At 59.3% G+C, this 21,913-nt stretch carries 21 protein-coding genes; 13 read left to right on the top strand and 8 right to left on the bottom strand.

What is annotated here, in order from left to right; genetic code table 11:
• Positions 1–67 precede the first annotated feature (67 nt).
• From FS690_RS03335 to FS690_RS03325, 3 genes are read left to right on the top strand one after another with little or no spacing between them, the layout of a single operon-like run.
• Positions 68–1,819, top strand: a complete 1,752-nt coding sequence (locus tag FS690_RS03335) for a glycerol-3-phosphate dehydrogenase/oxidase (protein ID WP_071668826.1) — start codon at positions 68–70, stop codon at positions 1,817–1,819.
• Positions 1,803–2,648 (top strand): class I fructose-bisphosphate aldolase, encoded by an 846-nt coding sequence (locus FS690_RS03330; RefSeq protein ID WP_145339070.1) that lies wholly within the window; start codon positions 1,803–1,805, stop codon positions 2,646–2,648. The genes FS690_RS03335 and FS690_RS03330 overlap by 17 nt, the downstream gene beginning before the upstream one ends.
• Before the next feature lie 51 nt (positions 2,649–2,699).
• Positions 2,700–4,184: an FGGY-family carbohydrate kinase gene (locus FS690_RS03325; protein ID WP_145339069.1), complete on the top strand. Its 1,485-nt coding sequence runs from the start codon at positions 2,700–2,702 to the stop codon at positions 4,182–4,184.
• Between the two features lie 3 nt (positions 4,185–4,187).
• On the opposite strand, the gene FS690_RS03320 is transcribed toward FS690_RS03325, so the two are convergent.
• A complete protein-coding gene (locus FS690_RS03320) occupies positions 4,188–4,427 on the bottom strand; it encodes a hypothetical protein (protein WP_039384375.1) in 240 nt (79 codons plus the stop codon).
• Positions 4,428–4,659: 232 nt separating this feature from the next.
• On the opposite strand from FS690_RS03320, the gene hpxO reads away from it, so the two are divergent.
• A complete protein-coding gene (gene hpxO, locus FS690_RS03315; protein ID WP_039384376.1) occupies positions 4,660–5,817 on the top strand; it encodes an FAD-dependent urate hydroxylase HpxO in 1,158 nt (385 codons plus the stop codon).
• Positions 5,818–5,835: 18 nt separating this feature from the next.
• Here the strand turns inward: hpxO and dcp are convergent, their stop codons facing one another.
• The gene (gene dcp / locus FS690_RS03310) at positions 5,836–7,887 is read right to left on the bottom strand and encodes a peptidyl-dipeptidase Dcp (protein WP_108569328.1); all 2,052 of its coding nucleotides are present in this window, start codon (positions 7,885–7,887) and stop codon (positions 5,836–5,838) included.
• 50 nt (positions 7,888–7,937) lie between these two features.
• Positions 7,938–9,296 (bottom strand): guanine deaminase, encoded by a 1,359-nt coding sequence (gene guaD, locus FS690_RS03305; RefSeq protein WP_108569329.1) that lies wholly within the window; start codon positions 9,294–9,296, stop codon positions 7,938–7,940.
• Between the two features lie 314 nt (positions 9,297–9,610).
• Between guaD and ydfG the strand changes: the two genes are divergently transcribed.
• Positions 9,611–10,360: a bifunctional NADP-dependent 3-hydroxy acid dehydrogenase/3-hydroxypropionate dehydrogenase YdfG gene (gene ydfG, locus FS690_RS03300; protein ID WP_039384381.1), complete on the top strand. Its 750-nt coding sequence runs from the start codon at positions 9,611–9,613 to the stop codon at positions 10,358–10,360.
• Positions 10,361–10,401: 41 nt separating this feature from the next.
• On the opposite strand, the gene FS690_RS03295 is transcribed toward ydfG, so the two are convergent.
• Positions 10,402–10,728, bottom strand: coding sequence for a YnfA family protein (locus FS690_RS03295; RefSeq protein WP_145339329.1), 327 nt, complete (start codon positions 10,726–10,728; stop codon positions 10,402–10,404).
• A 130-nt stretch (positions 10,729–10,858) separates the two neighbouring features.
• Between FS690_RS03295 and FS690_RS03290 the strand changes: the two genes are divergently transcribed.
• The gene (locus FS690_RS03290; RefSeq protein ID WP_039384383.1) at positions 10,859–11,194 is read left to right on the top strand and encodes a DUF1283 family protein; all 336 of its coding nucleotides are present in this window, start codon (positions 10,859–10,861) and stop codon (positions 11,192–11,194) included.
• 51 nt (positions 11,195–11,245) lie between these two features.
• Positions 11,246–11,542 carry a DUF1161 domain-containing protein gene (locus tag FS690_RS03285; RefSeq protein ID WP_145339068.1) on the top strand — a complete coding sequence of 99 codons (297 nt, stop codon included), beginning with the start codon at positions 11,246–11,248 and terminating at the stop codon, positions 11,540–11,542.
• A 41-nt stretch (positions 11,543–11,583) separates the two neighbouring features.
• On the opposite strand, the gene FS690_RS03280 is transcribed toward FS690_RS03285, so the two are convergent.
• A complete protein-coding gene (locus FS690_RS03280) occupies positions 11,584–13,044 on the bottom strand; it encodes an MDR family MFS transporter (protein ID WP_104084981.1) in 1,461 nt (486 codons plus the stop codon).
• Positions 13,045–13,398: 354 nt separating this feature from the next.
• Here FS690_RS03280 and FS690_RS03275 point away from each other — a divergent pair, with 354 nt between their 5' ends.
• Genes FS690_RS03275 through osmV form a run of 4 tightly spaced genes read left to right on the top strand, consistent with a single transcriptional unit; the run spans position 13,399 to position 16,853 of the window.
• Positions 13,399–14,115 carry an ABC transporter permease gene (locus FS690_RS03275; protein ID WP_108569330.1) on the top strand — a complete coding sequence of 239 codons (717 nt, stop codon included), beginning with the start codon at positions 13,399–13,401 and terminating at the stop codon, positions 14,113–14,115.
• Between the two features lie 18 nt (positions 14,116–14,133).
• Positions 14,134–15,060: a glycine betaine ABC transporter substrate-binding protein gene (locus FS690_RS03270; protein ID WP_108569331.1), complete on the top strand. Its 927-nt coding sequence runs from the start codon at positions 14,134–14,136 to the stop codon at positions 15,058–15,060.
• Positions 15,061–15,069: 9 nt separating this feature from the next.
• Complete coding sequence (osmW, locus tag FS690_RS03265) at positions 15,070–15,717, top strand: osmoprotectant ABC transporter permease OsmW (protein WP_108569332.1); 648 nt, start codon at positions 15,070–15,072, stop codon at positions 15,715–15,717.
• Positions 15,717–16,853, top strand: a complete 1,137-nt coding sequence (gene osmV / locus FS690_RS03260; RefSeq protein ID WP_113655202.1) for an osmoprotectant ABC transporter ATP-binding protein OsmV — start codon at positions 15,717–15,719, stop codon at positions 16,851–16,853. Before osmW ends, osmV begins: the two co-directional genes overlap by 1 nt.
• 37 nt (positions 16,854–16,890) lie before the next feature.
• Here osmV and bioD read toward each other — a convergent pair whose 3' ends face one another.
• From bioD to FS690_RS03245, 3 genes are all read right to left on the bottom strand, one after another.
• The gene (bioD, locus tag FS690_RS03255; protein WP_052246494.1) at positions 16,891–17,613 is read right to left on the bottom strand and encodes a dethiobiotin synthase; all 723 of its coding nucleotides are present in this window, start codon (positions 17,611–17,613) and stop codon (positions 16,891–16,893) included.
• Between the two features lie 108 nt (positions 17,614–17,721).
• Complete coding sequence (locus FS690_RS03250; protein ID WP_094110910.1) at positions 17,722–18,939, bottom strand: ROK family transcriptional regulator; 1,218 nt, start codon at positions 18,937–18,939, stop codon at positions 17,722–17,724.
• 135 nt (positions 18,940–19,074) lie between these two features.
• A complete protein-coding gene (locus tag FS690_RS03245; protein ID WP_039384400.1) occupies positions 19,075–19,971 on the bottom strand; it encodes a LysR family transcriptional regulator in 897 nt (298 codons plus the stop codon).
• Positions 19,972–20,099: 128 nt separating this feature from the next.
• Between FS690_RS03245 and FS690_RS03240 the strand changes: the two genes are divergently transcribed.
• Entirely contained in the window at positions 20,100–21,305 is a 1,206-nt protein-coding gene (locus FS690_RS03240; protein ID WP_255471476.1) for an MFS transporter, read from the top strand.
• A gap of 146 nt (positions 21,306–21,451) precedes the next feature.
• Positions 21,452–21,703 carry a hypothetical protein gene (locus FS690_RS03235; RefSeq protein ID WP_071668833.1) on the top strand — a complete coding sequence of 84 codons (252 nt, stop codon included), beginning with the start codon at positions 21,452–21,454 and terminating at the stop codon, positions 21,701–21,703.
• Positions 21,704–21,913: the final 210 nt, after the last annotated feature.

The following is a 21,913-nucleotide window of genomic DNA, read 5'->3' as shown; positions in this document are numbered from 1 at the left end:
GTTTGCCGTTTTGGCTGCGCACTCCTATACCTTTGACGGATAAGCCTTCACCGTCAGGGAGCGTGCTATGGCTACTGTGTTAACCCGTAATGAGCGTCTCGACAGGCTGCGCCAGCGTCAGATTACACCGGTCCTGATTGCCGGAGGCGGCATAAACGGCATCAGTACCTTTCGCGAACTGGCCCTTCAGGGCATCCCGGCTATTCTGGTGGAGCGCGATGACTGGTGTCAGGCGGCAAGTGGTGCCCTGTCGCGCATGATCCATGGCGGCCTGCGCTATCTTGAAACCGGTGAGTTTGGTCTGGTTAAAGAGTCTGTGATCGAGCGCGACCGGCTGCTGAAAAACGCGTCGCACTATGTTTTCCCGCTGCGGACGACGGTGCCGGTGGAAACCTTCGGCGGCGGCATGGTCAACGCCACGCGACGGTTTCTGCGCCTCAGTGACAAACCTGCCCGGCGCGGTGCGCTGCTGATCAAAACCGGCCTCAGCCTGTATGACCTCTATACGCGCCAGTATGGCTCCATGCCTAAACATCAGGTACGAAGCGAGGCGGCAACCCGCGATCGCTGGCCGGGCTTTGCGCCGTGGGTGAAATATAGCGCCAGCTACTATGATGCGTGGATCAGCGCCCCTGAACGGCTGGGGCTTGAGCTGGTGGAGGATGCGGAGCGCGCCTGCAGCGACGCGCTGGCGCTGAATTATATGCAGTTAATCAGCAGCGACGGTGAGAGCGTCACGCTGAAAGATACGCTGAGCGGAGAGCAGTTTCGCCTGCAGCCACACGTGCTGGTCAATGCCGGCGGCGCATGGATTGATCAGCTTAACCAGCAGATAGCGCCCAAAAGCGCCCGGCAGAAACTGATTGGCGGCACCAAAGGGTCACATCTGATCCTCGATCATCCGGAACTGCTGCGCATGCTTGATGGTGAAATGGTCTACTTCGAGAATCAGGAGGGCCGCGTCTGCATCCTCTATCCGTGGGGAGGTAAAGTCCTGGCCGGCTCAACGGATATCCGCGTTGACGATCCCGATAACGTGGTCTGCGAGGCAGCCGAGAAAGCGTATATTCTTGAGTCGCTGCGCTTTGTCTTTCCTGAGGTGGTGGTGCCGGAGTCCGCCGTGGTCTACACCTTTTGCGGCGTACGTCCGCTGCCTGCCAGTGATGCAAAGCTGAGCGGTCAGATATCACGTAACCACTCGCTGGTGATGCTGCCGCCCGATCCCACCCGCGCCTGGAGCACGCTCTGTCTGGTAGGTGGTAAGTGGACCACTTTTCGCCGCTTCGGTGAAGAGGCGGCCGATCGCGTTCTGCGGCTGCTGGGCGAAAAGCGCCATGTTTCCACCACTGATTTAGCGATTGGCGGCGGGCGCGACTTCCCTGCTCCGGCGGCCCAGCCCGCCTGGATCGCCCAGCTGGCGCAGCAGCATGCGCTGCCGCTGCCGCGCGTCACGCAGCTGGTAAAACGTTACGGCAGCCGCGCCTTACCGCTGCTGTCGCTGCTGCGCGATGACGACCGTCCGCTGCATCACCACGCCGATTACAGCGCCACGGAACTGCGCTATCTGACAGAGCATGAGCAGGTGTGCCAGCTGGAAGATCTGCTGGTGCGCCGCACGTCGCTGGCGATCGGCGGCGAGCTGACCCCGCCGCTCATTCAGGAGATCTCGCTGCTGATGGCGCAGACGCTGGGCTGGAGCGAGCGTCAGCGGGTACAGCAGCTGCAGCGCTGCTGCGCGTCGCTGGCGCGTTTTCACGGTCTGCATGGCCTCTACCCTACGGTGATGCAGCAGGAGGCACAGCATGTCAGCGAGCAGTAAGGCACGCATGAAGCGGTTATTCCGTCACGGCCGCTGTCTGGACGTAGCGGTCGATCACGGTATTGCCAATGAACCCGATTTTCTGCAGGGGCTTGAGAATATTGACGCGGTGATGCAGAACCTGATTGCCGCGCAGCCCGATGCGATTCAGCTCAATTACGGACAGGCAGATCTGCTGCAGTGCGCGGAAGGAGTGAAACCCGCTCTGGTGCTGCGCACCGACGTCGGCAACGCCTATAACGCCGTGCGCCATCGCGAGATGTGGGCAGTGCTGCATAATCCCGATGAGCCGGTTCTGGCGGCGCTGCAGCTGGATGCGGCCGCCGTGGTGGTGAATCTTTATCTTATCCCCGATGAACCCGCGATTTTTCGCATGTGCATCGAAAATATTGGCCGGCTGCGCCATGCGTGCGACCGCTACGGCATGCCGCTGATGATTGAGCCGCTGGTGATGGCACCCGCCGGTCAGGGGGCCGCCTACGGTTCACTGGGCGATGCAGAGCAGATTGTTCCGCTGGTGCGGCTGGCGCGCGAACTGGGCGCCGATATTATTAAAGCGGATCCAACCGACAACCCGGCTGATTTTCACCGCGTGGTAGAGGCGGCGCGCTGTCCGACGCTGGTGCGCGGTGGGGGTAAAGGCGAGATCGGTGCGGTACTGCACAAAAGCGCGCTGCTGATGGCGCAGGGTGCCAGCGGCATGGTGTATGGGCGCAATGTTTATCAGCACGCCTCTCCTGCCCGGGTCGTCGCCGCCCTGATGGCCATTATTCATCAGGGTGCCAGCGACGAGGATGCGCTGGCCCTTTATCAGCAGGCTGACGCCTGACCTGGCGCACATTCTGTGCGCGCTCTCCTCTGCGGTTTTACGGAGCCGGATATGAAAATCCTGGGTATTGATGCCGGTAATACGATGATCAAGGCGGTGCTGTTTGATCTCAGCGGGACGATACTGGCCGTGGCTGAGCATAGCGGCGAAACGCTGCAGCCGCAGGAGGGCTACGCCGAGCGTTCGATAGCCGCCATCCGGCACGGTACTGAACAGGCGATCAGTCACTGCCTGCTGCAGGCGGGCACGGACGCACAGGATATCATTGCAGTGGGCGCCGCCGGACACGGCAATGGCCTCTATACGCTGGACCGGGCGCTGCAGCCGCAGCTTGGCATTCAGTCGATCGATCGGCGGGCGGACGATATTGTCGCTGCGCTGGAGCAGGCTGAAAAACAGCACGCCATTTATACCCTCTCCCGCCAGACGCCGTGGGCAGCCTCCACGCCGGTGCTGCTGAGCTGGGTTAAACAGCACCAGCCTCAGATATGGCAGCAGATCGGTGCGGTACTGAGCGCTAAAGATGTTATCGTCCATTTTCTCAGCGACGCGCTCAGCAGCGACTATTCAGATGCGGCGGGTGCCGGGCTGATTGACTATCGCGTTCGCGATTACAGCAGTGAACTGCTGGCACTCTATGACATTCAGGAGGCAGCAGCCTGGCTGCCGCCGCTGCGTGAATCGAGCGCTGTCAGCGGTTATGTTACCGCGCTGGCGGCGGCACGCACCGGTTTGCCGGCGGGTATACCGGTGGTGGCGGGTCTGTTTGATGTGGTGGCCAGCGCAGCGGGATCGGGGGTCGTCAGCTGCGGTGACGCCTCAATCGTAGCGGGTACGTGGAGTATCAATCAGGTTGTGGTGGATAAACCTGACTATCTTCGCCCGGTTTCCATGAGTTCAATGATAGAACGGGACCGCTTTATGGCGATTGAGGCCAGCGCGACCTCGGCGGCCAACCTCAACTGGTTTCTGCGGGAATTTGACGACCGGCGCGGAGGAAAAGGCGCGGTGCAGAGCAGTGAGTGCGTGGCGCAAATCCGTCAGGATCCGCATCTGCCGTTTTATCACCCCTACCTCTACTCCGGCCGCAAACCGGAACCGGCCCGCGCCGGCTTTTACGGGCTGGGCGGCTGGCATACCCGTGCAGATATGCTGTTTGCCCTGTTTGAGGGCGTGACCTTTGCTCACCGGGCGCATATTGACCGGCTGCACGCTGCCGGCCTCCCATTTACCCGTGCCACGCTCTCAGGCGGCGCCGCGCGCAGCGTCATCTGGCCGCAGATGTTTGCCGATGTTTTGAATATTCCGGTGCGGGTGGCAGAGTGTACGGAAACCGGCGCGCTGGGCGCCGCGCTCTGTGCAGGCGTTGGCGTGGGCGTGTGGCGGGATCTGACGGATGCGGTGCAGCATGCGGTGCGTCTGCAGCCGGAAGAGCGGCAGCCGCGGCCGGAGTGGGTCAGCTTCCACGACGCGCGCTATCACCAGTTTAAAAAACTGGAGCTGGCGATGCGCGACATCTGGCGCGAGACCCGCTGATACTCAGCGACACTGGCTGGTGCAGTTCTGTACACAAATTTGCGCCAGCGAGCCACATCCGCCGCCGCTATCATTTTTGCACTGTGACTGCTGTACGTAGCAGTTTTGCTGACAGGCCGACAGATCGCATTTTGACGCGATCGGGGTAAACATAGCAGACGGCGATTTGGGCGACGGCTGCCAGCTGCTCTGCGCCATCGCGTTTACGCTGCACGCCATCATTAACGCAATTATCCACTTCATGATTAATCCTCCGCTCTGAAGCTTTAAGTATGCGCAAAACCTGGTCAGAATGCCGCATGAAACAAAAGATTCATTCGCATAGAGTTGCACTATAAAAGTGCGAACGCGCTGCAACAATCGTTTCATCATTATGTCTCTTTTATAAAAAACCATAGTTATCAACACGCTGTCTGTTGGCGCGCATCTGGTACAGAAGTTGCAGTATCTCCCTGACTGAGCACAGGAGAGCATGATGAAAGTGATTGTTATTGGCGCCGGTATCGGCGGAATGAGTGCTGCTATCGCCCTGGAACGGGCGGGCTTTGAGACGGAAGTCTATGAGGCCGTTGCGGAGATGAAACCGGTTGGCGCAGCCATTTCCGTCTGGCCTAACGGCGTGAAATGCCTGAATGCCCTCGGTCTGAAACAGCCGCTGCGCGCGCTGAGCGGCAATATGGCCTGGATGGCTTATCACGATGCGCGAAGCGGTGCCCCCCTGACCCGCTTCAGCCTGGATCCGCTGGTGCAGCGCACCGGTGAATATCCTGCGCCGGTATCACGCGCCGGGCTGCAGGCGATGCTGCTTGATACTTATGGCCGGACGCGCGTTCGCTTTGGCAGGCGCGTCACGCATGCTGAACAGACCTCGCAGGGCGTTACCGCTTTCTTTGCCGACGGCAGCGAAGCCACAGGCGACCTGCTGATCGCTGCGGACGGCACGCACTCTGTACTGCGCGAGGCGGTTCTGGGCGAGCGCGTGGCGCGTCGCTATGCGGGCTATGTAAACTGGAACGGGCTGATTAGCGTGGATGAAGCGATTGCACCCGCCGATCAGTGGACCACTTTTGTCGGCGACGGCAAGCGCGTGTCGCTGATGCCGGTTGCCGGCAACCGCTTCTACTTCTTCTTTGATGTGCCGCTACCTGCCGGCCTCGCTCAGGATCGCACCACGCTGCGCGCCGATCTCAGCGGCTATTTCGCCGGCTGGGCCGAACCGGTGCAGCGGCTGATAGCGCAGCTCGATCCGCTCACCACTAACCGGGTCGAAATACACGATACCGAACCCCTTACCCGCTTTGTGCGCGGACGCGTGGCGCTGCTGGGCGATGCAGCCCATAGCACCACCCCCGATATTGGTCAGGGCGGCTGCGCGGCAATGGAAGATGCCGTGGTGCTGGCACAAACGCTGGCGACACATTCGCTGGGGGTGGAAGATGCGCTGCTGCGCTATCAGGCGCGCCGGCTGGACCGCACCCGCGACCTGGTGCTGAAGGCACGCAAGCGCTGCGACGTGACGCACGGTAAAGAGCCCGCGCTGACGGCAGCCTGGTATGAAGAGCTAAAAACCGAAAGCGGCGAGCGGGTGCTGGCTGGCATGTGCGACACAATCTGCGGTGGCCCGATGGGATAGCGCGCCACCGCTTCTGCCCTACTCTGCGCTTAATCCGCGATGGCGCAGCATCGGCTCTGGCGCTGGCGCTTTACCGCGCCAGCTCAGCCAGACGTGCTGCAGATCGCTGCTGTTTCCGCGTGACAAGACCAGATCCCGGAAGCGCTGCCCGTTTTCCCGCGTCAGGCCACCCTGTTCAGTGAACGCCTGATAACCATCGTCAGCCAGCATCTGCGTCCAGATATAGGCGTAATAGCCTGCCGCATATCCTCCTCCCCAGATGTGACGAAAATAGCTGGAGCGATAGCGCGGCGGCACTGCTGACAGCGCAATGTTTTCTGCCTGCAGCGCCTGCCGTTCAAAATGTTCCACATCCTGTGGCTTATCGTGCGCGGAGAGGGAGTGCCATTGCAGATCCAGCAGCGCCGCGGCCAGCAGTTCGGTCATGTCATAACCTTTATTAAAGGTAGCGGCCTGTACCATTTTTTCGCGCAGCGCAGCGGGCATCGGCTCCCCGGTTTCCCAGTGGCGCGCATAGCTGGCGAACACCGCCTCATGACTGGCCCAGTGTTCGTTAATCTGCGACGGAAACTCCACAAAATCGCGCGGCGTGGCCGTACCGGAGAGGCTGGCGTAGCGCTGGCTGGCAAACAGGCCGTGCAGCGCATGACCAAATTCGTGGAACAGCGTGATAACATCATCCCAGCTCAGCAGCGCCGGCTGGCCAGGCTGCGGTTTGGTATAGTTGCAGACGTTGTAGATCACCGGTTTCTGATCCAGCAGCGCAGACTGGTCAACAAAGTTGCCCATCCATGCCCCGCCGCTTTTATTATCACGAGCGAAAAAGTCGGTATAAAACAGCGCCAGCGGCGTCTCATCGGCGTCGAAAATCTCATAGACGCACACATCCGGATGATAGACCGGCAGATCGTGGCGCTGGCTGAACCGAATACCGTAAAGCTGCGTGGCGGCCCAGAACGCGCCGCGCTCCAGCACGCTATCCAGCGCGAACCAGGGGCGAATAGCGTCTTCATCAAAGTCATATTTCGCCTGGCGCACCTGCTCTGCGTAAAAATTCCAGTCCCAGGCGCGCAGGTCAAATCTCTGCTGCTGCTCAGCCATCAGCTGTTCTATTTCTGCGGCCTCGCGCCCGGCGCGCTCGCAGGCTGCCGGCACAATATTGCGCATAAAGTCCAGCGCGGCATCCGGCGTTTTCGCCATCTGATCCTGCAGGTTCCACGCCGCATAGCTGCTATAGCCCAGCAGCGCGGCCTGCTCCGCCCGCAGCTGCGCCATACGCGAAACCAGCGGCCGCGTATCGTTAACATCGTTACGCTCACAGCGCTTCAGCGCCTGCTCAAACAGCGCTTCCCGCGTGGCGCGGATGGTTAACCGGCTCAGCGCTGGCTGCTGCGTGGTGTTTTGCAGCGGGATCAGCCACTGATTATCCAGACCACGTGCGGCCGCAGCGGCACGCGCCTGCTCCAGCGCTGCATCGTCGAGTCCCGCCAGCGCCTCCGGGCTGCTGACGGTGTAAGCGGCTGACTGCGTCGCCGCCAGCAGACGGTTACCAAAGCGGGTGCTGAGGCCTGCCAGCTCCTGATTGATGTCGCGCAGCCGCTGTTTTTCATCATCACTCAGGCTGGCTCCGGCCAGCTGAAACGCCTGCCGGGTAACCTCCGTCAGCCGCACCGCCTCTGCGTCCGGGCAGGCGGTACTGCGCTGCTGCCAGACTGCCTCCAGCCGGGCGAAGAGCGCGCTATTGAGGTAGATCTCATCGTGCAGCGCCGCCAGGGCGGGCGTAATGATCTCTTCCACCTCCTGCAGGCGTGGCGACGTATTCGCTGCCGTCATGGCTGAAAAGACCTGCCACACCCGGCTCAGTAAGAGGCCGCTGCGCTCCAGCGCTTCAAACGTATTAGCAAAGTCCGGTGGCGCAGGGTTTGCGATAATCGCGGCGACTTCGCGGCGCTTCTCTTCGATGCCCGCTTCCAGCGCCGGCAGAAAATCGTCTTCGCTTATCTGATCGAACGGCGGCGCCTGATACGGCAGCGTGCTGGCGCTAAAAAAGGGATTGGCGGATCGGTTCATTATCGCTCCTGATAATCAGCAACGCCGCAATAGCCTGCGGCAGAGAGCCTTTATCCTGGCACGCCGGTGTGCGGGCAACAACCCGGCGTGCTGCCCGCCCTCTCTTTTTGCCACACCGGCTGGCCATTTACCCAGGTCTGCGCAATGTTGCGATCGTCACCCAGCGTCATCAGAACAAACAGCTGCTCGAAGATATCTTTACTGTTGCCATGACGCAGCTGCTGCAGCGGCGATACGGCCGGATCCAGCACCACAAAATCCGCCTCTTTGCCGGGCGCAAAGTTGCCAATTTTATCGTCGAGATCCAGCGCCTGCGCCCCGCCCAGCGTGGCGCGATAAAGCGCTTCGCAGGCGGTCAGCTTATAGTGCTGCAGCTGCCCGACTTTATACGCCTCGCCCAGCGTCTGCAGCAGGTTGAAGGTGGTACCAGCGCCAACGTCGGTGCCGATCCCCATGCGCACGTTCTCCTGCCAGCAGCGTTTGAGATCAAACAGCCCGCTGCCAAGAAACAGATTTGAAGTAGGGCAAAATGCGATGGCTGAACCGGTGTCGTGCAGGCACTGCCACTCATGGTCCTGCAGATGCAGGCAGTGGGCAAATACGCTGCGTGCGCCAGTGAGCTGATAGTGGTGATAGACATCGAGATAGCCGTTGCGCTCGGGAAAAAGCTCTCTGACCCACGCCACCTCCTGCGGATTTTCACTCAGGTGCGTATGCAGCCAGGTATCGGGAAACTCTCTCCGCAGCTGACCTACCCGTTCCAGCAGCTGTGGCGAAGAGGTCGGCGCAAAGCGTGGGGTCAGCGCATAGCCAAGACGGCCGCGCCGGTGCCAGCGCTCAATCAGCGCCCGCGTCTGCTGATAGCTCGTTTCGGGGGTTTCAGTCAGGTAGTCCGGCGCGTTGCGGTCCATCATCACTTTACCGGCAATGAGCCGCATGCTGAGCCGCTCCGCCGCGCTGAAGAGCGCGTCAACCGACTGCGGATGCACCGTGCCAAACACCAGTGCGGTAGTGGTACCGTTAGCCAGCAGCTGCTGCAGGAAAAAATCGGACATCTTTGCCGCATGGGTTGCACAGTGATACTGCTGCTCAACCGGAAAGGTATAGTTATTCAGCCAGGTCAGCAGCTGTTCGCCAAACGCGCCCATCATTTCCGTCTGCGGATAGTGAATATGGGTATCGATAAACCCCGGCACAATCAGCTTGCCGCGCAGGTCCGTGACCCGCCGGCTATCCACCCGTGGCGCCGCGCTGCTCCAGCTTTCCAGGCTGACAATTTTTCCTGCACGCAGCGTGAGCAGACCATCAGCGAGATAGCGTGCGGCGTCACTCAGCGCCTCTGGCTGATCTACCGTGCGGGTAAAATCAAAAAAACTGGCGCGCAGCAGCGTCTCGTTGTCAGCATTCATAACTCATCCTCTCAGTAAGATAAAATGAGTGTGCAAAAGCCGTGCCAGTTCAGGGTTATTTACCTGCTAAATCATAAGGTTAGGCTAAAAGAGAGGCAACCGGATGCGCAAACGATTACGCGCGCCTGCACCGGCGTTAAGATCTGCTGGCGACCGCTCACGCTGCACCATGATGCATCAGCGCGATGCACGCCTGCACCCTGTTAACGCATTCCGGCGACAGAGAGTTTGCCGGCCGCTTTTTTTCAGCAGGCGAAGAATGATGGTGATATGGTTAAACGCGGACTACCTGAAAACAGTTAAGGAACAGTGAGATGATTATTTTTGTTACCGGTGCTACTGCGGGGTTTGGTGAAAGTATTACCCGTCGCTTCATTGCCACAGGCCATAAAGTGATCGCCAGCGGGCGGCGCGCCGAACGGCTGCAGGCGCTGAAGGATGAGCTGGGTGAAAACCTCTATACCGTTCAGCTCGATGTGCGTAATCGTGCCGTTATCGAGGAGGTCATCGCTGCGCTGCCGGCAGAGTGGCGCAACATTGATGTACTGGTCAACAACGCCGGCCTGGCGCTGGGCACTGAGCCAGCCCATAAAGCCAGCGTCGATGACTGGGAGAATATGATCGACACCAATACCAAAGGCCTGGTTTTCATGACCCGGGCGCTGCTGCCTGCCATGGTAGAGCGCAACGTCGGGCATATCGTCAATATCGGTTCCATTGCCGGCAGCTGGCCCTATGCGGGCGGCAACGTCTATGGCGCAACCAAAGCGTTTGTGCGCCAGTTCAGCCTGAATCTGCGTACCGATCTCCACGGCACCGCGCTGCGCGTGACCGATATCGAGCCGGGTCTGGTAGGCGGAACGGAATTTTCCAACGTGCGCTTTAAAGGCGATGACGATCGCGCCGGCGCGGTGTATGAAGGTACAACGGCGCTGACGGCAGAGGATGTCACCGAGGCCGTTTACTGGGTAACCACGCTGCCAGCGCACGTCAATATCAACACGCTGGAGATTATGCCGGTCAGCCAGACCACCGCCGGGCTGAAAGTGCATAAAGACGCATAACCGTGTGTGACAACGTCACCTGATAGCACCGGGTGACGCTGTTACGCTTTTCCCCAGCCGGTGACAATAATCAGCATCCCGCACAGCGCTATCAGCGCGCCCGCCCAGTCCCATGCGCTCAGCCGTACCCCATCCACCACGCGCAGCCAGATCAGCGCCGTAAACACATAGACACCGCCATACGCCGCGTAAACCCGCCCGCTCGCCGCCGGATGCAGCGTGAGCAGCCAGACAAATAGCGCCAGACTCGCCGCAGCCGGCAACAGCAGCCAGGCGCTCATCCCTTTACGCAGCCAGAGCCAGGGCAAGAAACAGCCCGCAATCTCTACGACAGCCGTAATGAAAAATAATAGTGCGGTCTTGATCAGCATAACTCTGCTCTCTGTTCCCTCAACGCGCTGCACCCCGCTGGTGAGCAGCAAAAGCAGGATGATATACTAGCCGCTGTTACGGCAACAGCCTCGCACGGCTGACCGGGTCTGACTAAAGGACAACATCATGAAAAACTATGCTTCCGTTCTGTTTACGGCGCTGCTGACGGCCAGCGTGCTGCTGAGCGCTCCCTTTGCCGCTGCCCGTACCGATCGCCTGATCGTGGAAGATGGCAATAGCGCGGCCAGCAATGAAGCCGCCCGCCAGAGTAAAGAGCAGTGGAACGATACGCGTAATCTGCGCAGCAAGATTAATACCCGGACAGAGAAAGAGTTCGACAAAGCGGACCGCGCGTTTGATACCCGCGACGCCTGCGACAAGAGCTATAACGTCAACGCTTACTGGGAAGAGAATACCCTGCGCTGCCTCGATCGCCGCACCGGTCGTCCGGTCGCGCCGTAACGCGGCGCTGCTGCTATAGTGTTCAGAGAGACAGTCAACAAGGAGTTTGCGATGAAAAAGGGTTCTCTGGTACTGCTGCTGGGTGTGATGACGCTGCCGCTGATGGCTCAGGCCTCCTGCGACAGCGTTCGCGCCGATATCAGTAAAAAAATTGTCAGTAATGGCGTGGCGGAGTCAGATTTTACGCTGGATATCGTGCCAAACGATCAGGCCGATCAGGCGGGCGGTCAGGTGGTCGGCCACTGTGAAAATGATACGCAAAAAATTGTTTATAAAAAGAATATGCGGGACGCAGATGGTAGCGCACCCGACAGCGCCGGCAGCTCTCAGGATATGTCAGCGCAGTAACCTGCAACCGGGGCAGCCGCCGCTGCCCCGCTTCTTCTCTTCTATTCCATCTCCGGTCGCTGACGCGGCATCAGCCAGGCGATCCACACCGTCAGCAGCGCGATCAGCAAGGCCACGATAAATACCCAGTGCAGCGATGCGGCAATCTGGGTCGTCCAGAGCTGCAGTTCTGCAACCGGCAACGCCTCCCGGCTTTCCGGCGACATGATTTTTTGCATCGGATCCTCCGCCTGCGGCAGCCGCTGCGCCAGATTGATGTTTAAAACCGCCCCCATCAGTGCGGTTCCCAGCGCTGAACCCAGCATCCGGCTGAACATAATAGAGGCGGTACAGATACCGCGGATCTCATACTGCGCATGGTTCTGCACGGAAACCAGAAACGTGGTGCTGGTCATGCCCATGCCGGTGCCGATAACAAAGGCCGTAAAGCCCGCCTGCAGCACGGAGCTTTCCGCGTGGAGCAGCAGCAGCAGCGCGCTGCCGGCGATCAGTAACAGTGCGCCAAGCTGAGCGGTGAAGCGATAAGAGGTCACGAGCATCAGGCGACCGCTGAGCGTACTGGCAATCGGCCAGCCAATTGACATCATCGCCAGCGCGCTGCCCGCCTGCAGCGGCGTACCGCCGGTGATCCCCTGGATCCAGGTGGGCAGAAACGCGCTGATGCCCATCATGGTGGCGCCGATAATCAGATTACCGGCGTTGCCTGCCACAATCAGACGGCTGCGCCACAGCGCAAGCGGGAAAAGCGGTGCCGCCGTCTGCTGTTCGTGCCGTTTGAGACGCCAGCCTGCCACGCCTGCCAGCAGCAGAAACGGCAGCAGCCAGTAGCCGAGCGCTTCCGCCTGCAGCAGCGCCACCAGCAGCGCAGTGACGCTGATCATCAGCCAGCAGCTGCCGGTAATATTCAGCGCACCTGCGGCGGAGACCGGGCGGGCGGGCAGGAAACGCGCCAGCAGCAGCATAGAGATCAGCCCTATCGGCACGTTGACCCAAAAGATCACCGCCCAGCTGAAGTGCTGCACCAGCCACGCACCGCTAAGCGGTCCGATAATTGCCGCCACGCCCCAGACGCTGGAGAGCCAGCCCTGAACGGTGGCGCGTTCACGCGGGGAGTAGATATCCGCCACAATGGTAGTGGTCAGCGGCATAATGGCACCCGCTCCCAGCCCCTGAAAGGCGCGAAACAGAATGAGCCATGTCATGGTATGAGCAAAGCCGCACAGCACTGAGCCAAACAAAAACAGCGATACCCCGACAAAAAAGAGCCGCTTACGTCCCCATATATCGGCTAAACGGCCATAAAGCGGCACGCTCACCGCCTGCGTCAGGAGATAAATAGAAAATACCCAGCCAAACTGCGCGAAGCCGCCCAGATCGGCAATGATCGTAGGCATCGCCGTCGCCACAATCGTCACCTCAATCGCGGCCATAAACATAGCCAGCATACAGGCAAACAAAATCCATGGACGATGGCTGCGCAAAACTTCAGCGTGCTCTGACATAACGCTCCTTATCCCGTTTTACTCTCTCTTATCCCGCCACACAGCCCGTGCTTATGTGACAGGGTAACCTTTTTCGATGAATTTTTTTTATTGTCATACCATCCCGTACCCGGTGCGGGCTGCAGGCGGTTTTGACCCCTCACTGTCAGCTGTTTTTTGCGTTAAATGCTGGCGTTGCCGATCAGAGATTGCTATAGACTTTTAGCCGTCAGGTTAATTATCTGTAAATTTATGCCGAACGCAGGCAACCCGCACCTTAACCATAAAATTTTGCTATCGAACGCGGCCTCTTATCCTGCCGCTCAGCAGAGCAATCATAGCTGATAGTTCTGTTTATTCAGGGAGAAAACGGTTATGCCTCACGCATCGCTGATCCGGCGCACCGGATTGGCTCTTCTCACTCTTACGCTACTCGTTTCGCTTCTGATCTGGGGCATTGGTCCGGATACGCTGCGCGCCCGCCAGACCGATCTGATCTATCTTGGCCAGCAGCATCTCTGGCTGGTTTTCTGGTCCATGCTCTGCGCCCTGCTGGTGGGGATCCCTGCCGGGATTGTGCTGAGCCGTCCTTTTGCGCGACGTCAGGCTGAATATGTTATGCAGATCTTCAACGTCGGCAATACCCTCCCGCCTCTGGCCGTGCTGGCGCTGGCTATGGTCGTGGTGGGCATCGGTGAGCGACCGGCGCTGATTGCGCTGTTTCTTGCCTCGCTGCTGCCCATTGTGCGCAATACCTATGCCGGCCTGTGCGCGGTTCCACCGGCGCTGACCGAGGCGGCTAAAGGCATTGGCATGACCCGCCTGCAGCGGCTGCGCCAGGTTGAGCTGCCGGACGCGCTGCCGGTGATATTAGCCGGCGTGCGCATCGCCACCGCGATTAACGTCGGCACCGCGCCGCTGGCCTTTTTGATAGGCGCCAGCAGCTACGGCGAGCTGATTTTCCCCGGGATCTATCTGAACGATTTCCCGACGCTGATTCTGGGTGCGGCCGCTACCGCGCTGATTGCCCTGATCCTGGATATGCTGCTGGCCGCGCTGGGCCGCATTCTTTCGCCACACGCTGCAACTTAACTCATGGAGCACGTTTTGATGACCCCCACCAGGCTGTTTTTCAACCGGCTGCGCGGCGCTGTGCTGGCCCTGAGCGCTGCGCTACTGCTTAATCAGTCAGCGCTGGCGGCTGCGCCTATTACGCTCTCAACCAAAAGCTTTACTGAACAGCATATTTTGTCTGCCCTGTCCGTTTTGTGGCTGCAGAAAAACGGGTTTACGATCGTCCCTAAGACCAATATTGCGACCACCATCAGCCGTAATGCCATGATCAACAAACAGATCGATATGACATGGGAATATACCGGCACCTCGCTCATTATTTTTAACCACATCAGTAAGCCCATGTCTTCTGAACAGGCGTGGGAAACAGTAAAAAAGCTGGATGCGAAACTGGGCCTGGTCTGGCTTGAACCGGCACCGATGAACAACACTTACGCTTTCGCCATGCAGCGACGTCGCGCAGAGCAGGAGGGTATCACCACCCTGTCGCAGCTGGTAAGCAAAATGGAGCAGGTGCGCGCCAGCGATCCGGAGCATAACTGGCGGCTGGGACTCGACCTGGAGTTTGCTGGTCGCTCCGATGGCCTGAAGCCGCTGCAAAAAGTTTATCAACTGCCGCTCGATCGCCCGCAAATCCGTCAGATGTATCCCGGCCTGGTCTATAACGCGGTCCGTGACGAGTTTGTGGACGCCGGCCTGATCTATACCACCGATGGTCGCGTCAAAGGCTTTGACCTGCTGGTATTAAAAGATGATAAGCATTTCTTTCCCAGTTACAACGTCACGCCAGTGGTGCGTAAAGAGGTGCTCGCTGCACATCCTGGCCTGGAGAAAGCGCTGAATCAGCTGTCAGCATTGATTACTGATGACGCTATTTCAGAAATGAACAAGCGGGTGGATATCGATCATCAGTCACCCGCTCAGGTTGCACGCGATTTCCTCCAGACCCGTAACATGCTGTAAGGAGACACCATGGATACCCTCTATTACATCACTGATAACTGGCAGATGCTGCTCGGCCTGACCTGGCAGCACACCTGGCTGGTGCTGGTGGCGGTTGGTTTTGCCATCCTGGCTGGCGTACCGCTGGGCATTTTAATTGTACGCTTTAAGTGGCTGGCGACACCGGTGCTGGGCATCGCCACTATTGTACTGACCATTCCGACTATTGCGCTGTTCGGGCTGATGATCCCGTTGTTTTCGCAGATCGGCCAGGGCATCGGCGCCCTGCCCGCCATCACGGCAGTGTTTCTCTATTCGCTGCTGCCTATTGTGCGTAACACCCATACGGCGCTGGAAAACCTGCCCTCCGGACTGCGCGAAGCGGGACGCGGCATTGGTATGACGTTCTGGCAGCGGCTGCGCTGGGTAGAGATCCCGATGGCGCTGCCGGTGATTTTCGGCGGCATCCGCACGGCGGTGGTGATGAACGTCGGCGTTATGGCGATCGCCGCCGTTATCGGTGCAGGCGGTCTCGGACTGCAGCTGCTGGATGGCATCGGCGGTAGCGATGTACGCATGCTTATTGCCGGCGCGCTGATGATATGTCTGCTGGCTATCTTTCTTGACTGGCTGCTGCACCGGCTGCAGCTGGCACTGACCCCGAGGGGAATTCGCTAATGATTAAACTGGAAAACCTGACGAAAACCTTTACCCAGAAGAGCGGCGCGGCCTTCAATGCGGTTGATAACGTCAGCCTGGAGGTACCGGCAGGCGAAATGTGCGTGCTGCTCGGCCCTTCCGGCTGCGGCAAAACCACCACGCTGAAGATGATTAACCGGCTGATACCGGCCAGCGGCGGCCGGATTTATATCAACGGAGAGGATACCAGCGGCCAGGATACGGTAACGCTGCGCCGCAATATCGGCTATGTGATCCAGCAGATTGGCCTGTTTCCGAACATGACGATTGAGGAGAATATTACGGTGGTGCCGCGTATGCTGGGCTGGGATAAAAAGCGCTGCCGCGAACGGGCTACGGAGCTGATGAGCATGGTGGCGCTGGACCCGACTAAATTTTTGCATCGCTATCCGCGTGAAATGTCCGGTGGTCAGCAGCAGCGTATTGGCGTTATCCGCGCCCTGGCCGCCGATCCACCGGTATTGCTGATGGATGAGCCGTTTGGCGCCGTCGATCCGATAAACCGCGAAGTAATCCAGAACGAGTTTCTGGAGATGCAGCGACAGCTGAAAAAAACGGTCATGCTGGTCAGCCACGATATTGATGAAGCGCTGAAGCTCGGCGATCGCATTGCGGTGTTTGGTCAGGGAAAAATTGTGCAGTGCGCCAGCCCGGATGAGCTGCTGGCAAAACCTGCTAATGACTTTGTCGGATCCTTCGTTGGTCAGGATCGCACCCTTAAGCGCCTGCTGCTGGTACAGGCGGGCGACGTCACTGACCAGCAGCCCACCATTACCGTACGCCGCAGCACGCCGCTTACAGAGGCCTTTGCCACCATGGATGACAACGATATGCGTTCCGTTACGGTTGTCGATGAGGATGGCAGGCCGCTCGGATTTGTGAAGCGGCGCGAAGCGCGCGGCGCTGCCGGCCAGTGCGGAGAGCTGCTGCACCACTTTCGCGTCACCGGTAAAGCTGAAGAGAACCTGCGCGTGGTGCTGTCAAAGCTGTATGAGCACAATACCGTCTGGATGCCGATTGTCGATGAAGATGGTCGCTACAGCGGCGAAATTTCGCAGGATTACATAGCGGATTATCTCAGTTCTGGCCGGACCCGCCGCCGTCTGAACCCCTGAACGCTGCGTGCGCCGGAAGCGGCGCACGCGTGGCTCGTTAATCGTGTTCTGACACGCTGACGGCTGCGGGTTGTGCCCTGGTAAAGGAAAACGCCGGCCCGGTTAACGCCTCCGGATCGATATAGCGCGTGAGATCGCGCTGCTCAGCGCGCGGCAGATAAGGCAGCTCTCCCAGCAGCGGCGCGGCAAGCCGGTCGCGCAGCACGCTGACAATCTCCGCATAGTGAGCCAAACCCGGATTGATGCGGTTTGCGACCCAGCCTGCCAGCGTCAGGCCATCGTGCGCAATCGCCTCCGCTGTCAGCAGCGCATGATTAATACACCCCGTTTTTATCCCCACGACCAGCACGACCGGCAGCTGCTGCTGCTGTACCCAGCCGGCGAGCGGCTGCCGATCGTTTATCAGGCTGCGCCAGCCGCCTGTGCCCTCCACGATCACATATCCCGCCTGCGTCTGCAGATCGGCCAGATGACGATCCAGCAGCGCGTAATCGATATGCTGCCGTGCCCCCGTTCCGGACGCATCATCGGTCAGAATAACCGGATTAACCGCCGGATAGCTGAGCGTCAGCCCTGACGCCTGCTGCAGCAGTTCTGCATCGCGGTTGCGTAATCCTTCCGGCGTGGCGCGCGCCTCTTTTGCCACAGGTTTAAAACCTGCGGCGCAGATGTTTGCCTGTGCCAGCAATTGCAGCAGCGCGCATGCAACCACTGTTTTTCCTGCTCCGGTATCGGTACCTGTGACAAATAGCGTTTTCACCTGTTCCACTCCTTCCAGTAAGCAGCATGGATAGCCTGCGAAGAAGGCAGTGTAGGTAATTGACGCCGCCGGATGCTTGCGTTAGCGCAAACTTAAGGTGGGCTGTAGTTATCCCTGCAGCAGTTTAATCAGCAGATGACCGTTATAGAGGGCATCTTTGATCAGCGCTGCCGCCCCCAGCGTACCGGGATCGCTCATTAACGCAGGCACCAGCTCCAGATCGCGGCTGTAAGCGGGCAGCGCCTGCTGCCGGATAGTGCTGTTTATGGCGGGGAAAAGTACGTCTGCCGCCTGATTGAGTGGCGAACCGATAAGAATTTTTTGCGGGTTGAAAATATTCACCATCATCGCCAGCATACGCCCGACGTGATGCCCCACGCCGGCAATCGCATCGTGCGCCAGCCGGTCACCCTGCTGCGCAGCGCGGCAGAGGTTTTCCAGCGTCAGCGGCTGCTGATGCAGCGGGCTGTCAGGCTGTAGCGCCAGCCGCTGCTGCGCCAGCTGCAGCAGACTGGAAGTGCTGGCCACGGTCTCCAGGCAGCCGTGATTACCGCAATAGCACTGCTGGCCCCAGGGATCGATCTGGGTATGCCCTATCTCCACCAGCGCACGGCCGCTTTTATGCAGCAGCTGACCGCCACTGATGACCCCTGCGCCTACGGTCTCATCAATAACAATCTGAATAACATCCTGCGCGCCGCGCGATGCGCCAGACTGCGCCTCTGCCAGCGTCCACGCTGAGATGTCATGCTGCACAAACACCGGCAGGCCGGAACGCTGCGCCAGCGTTTCGCCCAGCGGCATATCCTCTACATCATAGCCCGGCATACGATGAACCACGCCGGAGGCGGCGTTGATAAGACCCGGGGTGGTGATAGCGATAGCTGTCAGACGCTCCAGCCGCTGCTGATGCCGGATAAAGAACGCATCCACCAGCGTCTGCAGCGTCTGCAGCAGCGGCACGTCAGACGTCACGGGCAGCGGCAGGCGATCCTCTTCCAGTGCGCGGCTGCTTAAATCGCGCAGCGTCAGCGTGATTGCGCCGGGCTGAATACGTATCGCCAGATAGTGCCACGCCAGGGTATCAAGCACGAGACCAATCGCCGGACGACCGCGGCTGCCCGGCTCCTGAAACTCCGTTTCCTGCACCAGATGCGCATCCAGCATTTCGCGTACAATTTTAGTAATGCTGGCGGGTGCCAGCTGCGCCCGCCTGGAGAGTTCAATACGTGATATCGGCCCATGCTGGTCAATCAGACGGTAGACTACGCCTGCGTTAGTCTGTTTGATGTGGTCAATATGACCAGGCTGACTCTCCCGATTCACACCCTGCTCCCGGATATTTTCGCGCTTCTAAATAAACATTCGCTATGGTGAGGCACTTTGCCGGAGAGCGTTAACTATTTGGCTGGAAATGTGACTGGTCGCACAGATTGTTCGGCTCCGTCTGCCCTGATTGCGTCAGATTTCAGCGTTTTCCAGCATCAGCGCCTGCATGTTGCGCATCTGGGCGGTGGGTTCCCGCAGCGCTGACCAGACCAGCCACACTTCCGAGCGCGCATCGCTCTCCTCCAGCGGGATCCAGATCAGATCGGCGAGCCGCGCCCGGGCAAACGCAGCGGGCAATACCGAGATCCCCAGCCCGGTCGCTACCAGTCCCAGAATCGTCATCGCCTCACCCGCCTCCTGCGTGATAACCGGGCTGACGTGATAGCGATGCAGCAGGGCCAGAATGTCACCGTAGAGCGCCGTACCGCTCTGCGCGTCAAAGAAGATAAACGGCTCCCCGGTCAGGGCGCGAACGGAGAGGCTGCGGTGCTGCGCCAGCGGATGATCGCGGTGCATCACCGCATATAACGGCTCCCGCAGCAGCAGCTGGTAATGCAGATCTGCCGGCAGCGGCGTATTGCGCATCACACCCAGATCGAGCTGGCCATCAAGCAGCGGCGTCAGCTGCTGGCGGGTGTTGTGCTCCTGCATATGAATATGCACTTCCGGCCAGCGCTGGCGAAAACGAAACAGCGCATCGGAAACCAGTCCGGTAAACGGGGCTGATGAGGTGAAACCGATGCGCAGTTCGCCCTGCTGCCCCTGATGAATGCGTGCCGCCCGGTCAGCGCTCTGGTTTACCTGCAGCAGAATAGCGCGCGCATCCTGCAGAAAAGCGGCACCGGCCGGCGTCAGCTGTACGCTGCGATTGGTGCGCACCAGCAGTCGGGCCTGAATGCTCTGCTCCAGCTGCTGGATCTGCTGGCTGAGCGGCGGCTGAGAAATATTGAGGCGCCGCGCCGCGCGGCCAAAATGCAGCTCCTCAGCGACAGCAATGAAATAGCGCAGGTGACGCAGCTCGATAGCCATATTTTTAACATATCAGTTGAGAGGATTAATATATTGTACATCTCATTAACGCCTTTCTACAGTAAATCACTCTTTCTCAATAAGGATATCCTGTGAGCCGCCTTACCTCGCTGATATGGCGTAACCCTATCGACGTCACTGCTGACGCCACCCCGTCCCGCATCGGGCGCGACTCACCGCAGTTCCTGCCGGTGACGCTGGCGCTGTTTTCTGCCGGCCTTGCCACTTTTGCTCTGCTCTACTGCGTCCAGCCTATTCTGCCGGTGCTGTCGCAGCAGTTTGGCATTACGCCGGCGCAAAGCAGCATCTCGCTCTCGCTCTCTACCGGATTGATGGCGCTGGGGCTGCTGTTTACCGGTCCGCTTTCAGACGCTATTGGCCGTAAGCCGGTGATGGTAACGGCGCTGATGCTGGGGGCGCTGTGTACGCTGCTGTCGGCGATGATGCAGAGCTGGCACGCCATTCTGCTGATGCGTGCGCTGATCGGCCTGTCGCTCAGCGGCGTGGCCGCCGTTGGCATGACCTATCTGAGCGAAGAGATGTATCCCCGGGTGGTGGCTTTTTCGATGGGACTCTATATCAGCGGTAACTCCATTGGCGGCATGAGCGGCCGTCTGCTCACCGGGGTGATCACCGATCTCTTTTCCTGGCGAATCGCCATTGGCGTCACCGGCTGCTGCTCGCTGGCGGCGGCGCTGATGTTCTGGAAAATCCTGCCCGCATCGCGTCACTTCCGCCCCGCCTCGCTCCGCCCGCGCCATCTGCTGATCAACTTCCGCCTGCACTGGCGCGACGGCGGGCTGCCGCTGCTGTTTGCCGAAGCCTTTCTGCTGATGGGCGCGTTTGTCACCCTGTTTAACTATATTGGTTACCGGCTGATGAGTGCGCCGTGGACTCTCAGCCAGGCGGTAGTAGGATTACTGTCGCTGGTCTATCTCACCGGCTCATGGAGTTCGCCAAAAGCAGGAGCCCTGACCGGCCGCTTTGGGCGCGCGCCGGTGATGCTGAGCGCTATCGCTATTATGCTGGCCGGACTGCTGCTGACGCTGGCGCCCACCCTGTGGCTGATCGTTCCCGGCATGCTGCTCTTTACCGCCGGTTTTTTTGCCGCTCACGCCGTTGCCAGCGGTTGGGTGGGAACCCGCGCCCGGCGCGCCCGAGGCCAGGCCTCTTCACTCTATCTGTTCAGCTACTATGCCGGATCCAGCCTGGCCGGTACGGCGGGCGGCCTGTTCTGGCATAGTTACGGCTGGCCGGGCGTCACGTTATTTATTACGCTGCTGCTGCTGCTGGCACTGCTCACCGGTTTTCTGCTGCTGCGCCGCCGCCTCTGACCCGCGCTTATGGCCAAGCGGAGCGTCCCGGCTCCGCTTCTGCCACCTTTCTCCAGGTCCACCTGAAACAAAACTGCAATTCATCGTTATAATCTTTTCTATTCCAATAATAGTCAGACGTTTTTTTTACAGCAATGAGGTGGTTAATGGCGCTTTTTTACTATGTTGATAAACATGCCGGGTATAACAATAATCATGTGGTGCACGCAAAAGGCTGCCCGTTCCTCCCTGCCGACCCTGCGCGGCGCTTTCTTGGCACTTTTTATGCGCCGAACGCGGCGATCCAGCAGGCGCGTAAATTCTATCCGGGCGCCATGGGCTGTGAGCACTGCTGTCCGGTGGGTGTAAAAAAAAACCTGACCCCCTGCAATAGCGTGGCCCTGAAACATATGGTGTGACTCTGATAATTCTGGTCTGAAGTCACACTGTTATAAATAAGGGTTACGTCGCCACTCTGTCAGCCCTGAATTCCGCGCTTTTCCCCGTCAGCGGCTGATGCCGGTAATAAACAGAGGAATAAAAAAGCCTTAGCAGGTTTCCATCTGCCGGTTCATCAGCCACAATAGAGATAATTTGTGACGCAGATCACCTTTGAGGCGTCTCTGCTC

The organism is Pantoea sp. PSNIH1 (assembly GCF_007680655.1).
Classification (GTDB): domain Bacteria; phylum Pseudomonadota; class Gammaproteobacteria; order Enterobacterales; family Enterobacteriaceae; genus Pantoea; species Pantoea eucrina.
Note: the sequence above shows the minus strand (reverse complement) of the source record. Positions and strands in the feature narration are given on the sequence as shown.

What these genes read in the sequence shown, in the direction of transcription:
- FS690_RS03335 (WP_071668826.1), top strand. Translation starts at nt 68, where the DNA reads ATGGCTACTGTGTTAACCCGTAATGAGCGTCTCGACAGGCTGCGCCAG.
- FS690_RS03330 (WP_145339070.1), top strand. Translation starts at nt 1,803, where the DNA reads ATGTCAGCGAGCAGTAAGGCACGCATGAAGCGGTTATTCCGTCACGGC.
- FS690_RS03325 (WP_145339069.1), top strand. Translation starts at nt 2,700, where the DNA reads ATGAAAATCCTGGGTATTGATGCCGGTAATACGATGATCAAGGCGGTG.
- FS690_RS03320 (WP_039384375.1), bottom strand. Translation starts at nt 4,427, where the DNA reads ATGAAGTGGATAATTGCGTTAATGATGGCGTGCAGCGTAAACGCGATG.
- hpxO (WP_039384376.1), top strand. Translation starts at nt 4,660, where the DNA reads ATGAAAGTGATTGTTATTGGCGCCGGTATCGGCGGAATGAGTGCTGCT.
- dcp (WP_108569328.1), bottom strand. Translation starts at nt 7,887, where the DNA reads ATGAACCGATCCGCCAATCCCTTTTTTAGCGCCAGCACGCTGCCGTAT.
- guaD (WP_108569329.1), bottom strand. Translation starts at nt 9,296, where the DNA reads ATGAATGCTGACAACGAGACGCTGCTGCGCGCCAGTTTTTTTGATTTT.
- ydfG (WP_039384381.1), top strand. Translation starts at nt 9,611, where the DNA reads ATGATTATTTTTGTTACCGGTGCTACTGCGGGGTTTGGTGAAAGTATT.
- FS690_RS03290 (WP_039384383.1), top strand. Translation starts at nt 10,859, where the DNA reads ATGAAAAACTATGCTTCCGTTCTGTTTACGGCGCTGCTGACGGCCAGC.
- FS690_RS03285 (WP_145339068.1), top strand. Translation starts at nt 11,246, where the DNA reads ATGAAAAAGGGTTCTCTGGTACTGCTGCTGGGTGTGATGACGCTGCCG.
- FS690_RS03280 (WP_104084981.1), bottom strand. Translation starts at nt 13,044, where the DNA reads ATGTCAGAGCACGCTGAAGTTTTGCGCAGCCATCGTCCATGGATTTTG.
- FS690_RS03275 (WP_108569330.1), top strand. Translation starts at nt 13,399, where the DNA reads ATGCCTCACGCATCGCTGATCCGGCGCACCGGATTGGCTCTTCTCACT.
- FS690_RS03270 (WP_108569331.1), top strand. Translation starts at nt 14,134, where the DNA reads ATGACCCCCACCAGGCTGTTTTTCAACCGGCTGCGCGGCGCTGTGCTG.
- osmW (WP_108569332.1), top strand. Translation starts at nt 15,070, where the DNA reads ATGGATACCCTCTATTACATCACTGATAACTGGCAGATGCTGCTCGGC.
- osmV (WP_113655202.1), top strand. Translation starts at nt 15,717, where the DNA reads ATGATTAAACTGGAAAACCTGACGAAAACCTTTACCCAGAAGAGCGGC.
- FS690_RS03245 (WP_039384400.1), bottom strand. Translation starts at nt 19,971, where the DNA reads ATGGCTATCGAGCTGCGTCACCTGCGCTATTTCATTGCTGTCGCTGAG.
- FS690_RS03235 (WP_071668833.1), top strand. Translation starts at nt 21,452, where the DNA reads ATGGCGCTTTTTTACTATGTTGATAAACATGCCGGGTATAACAATAAT.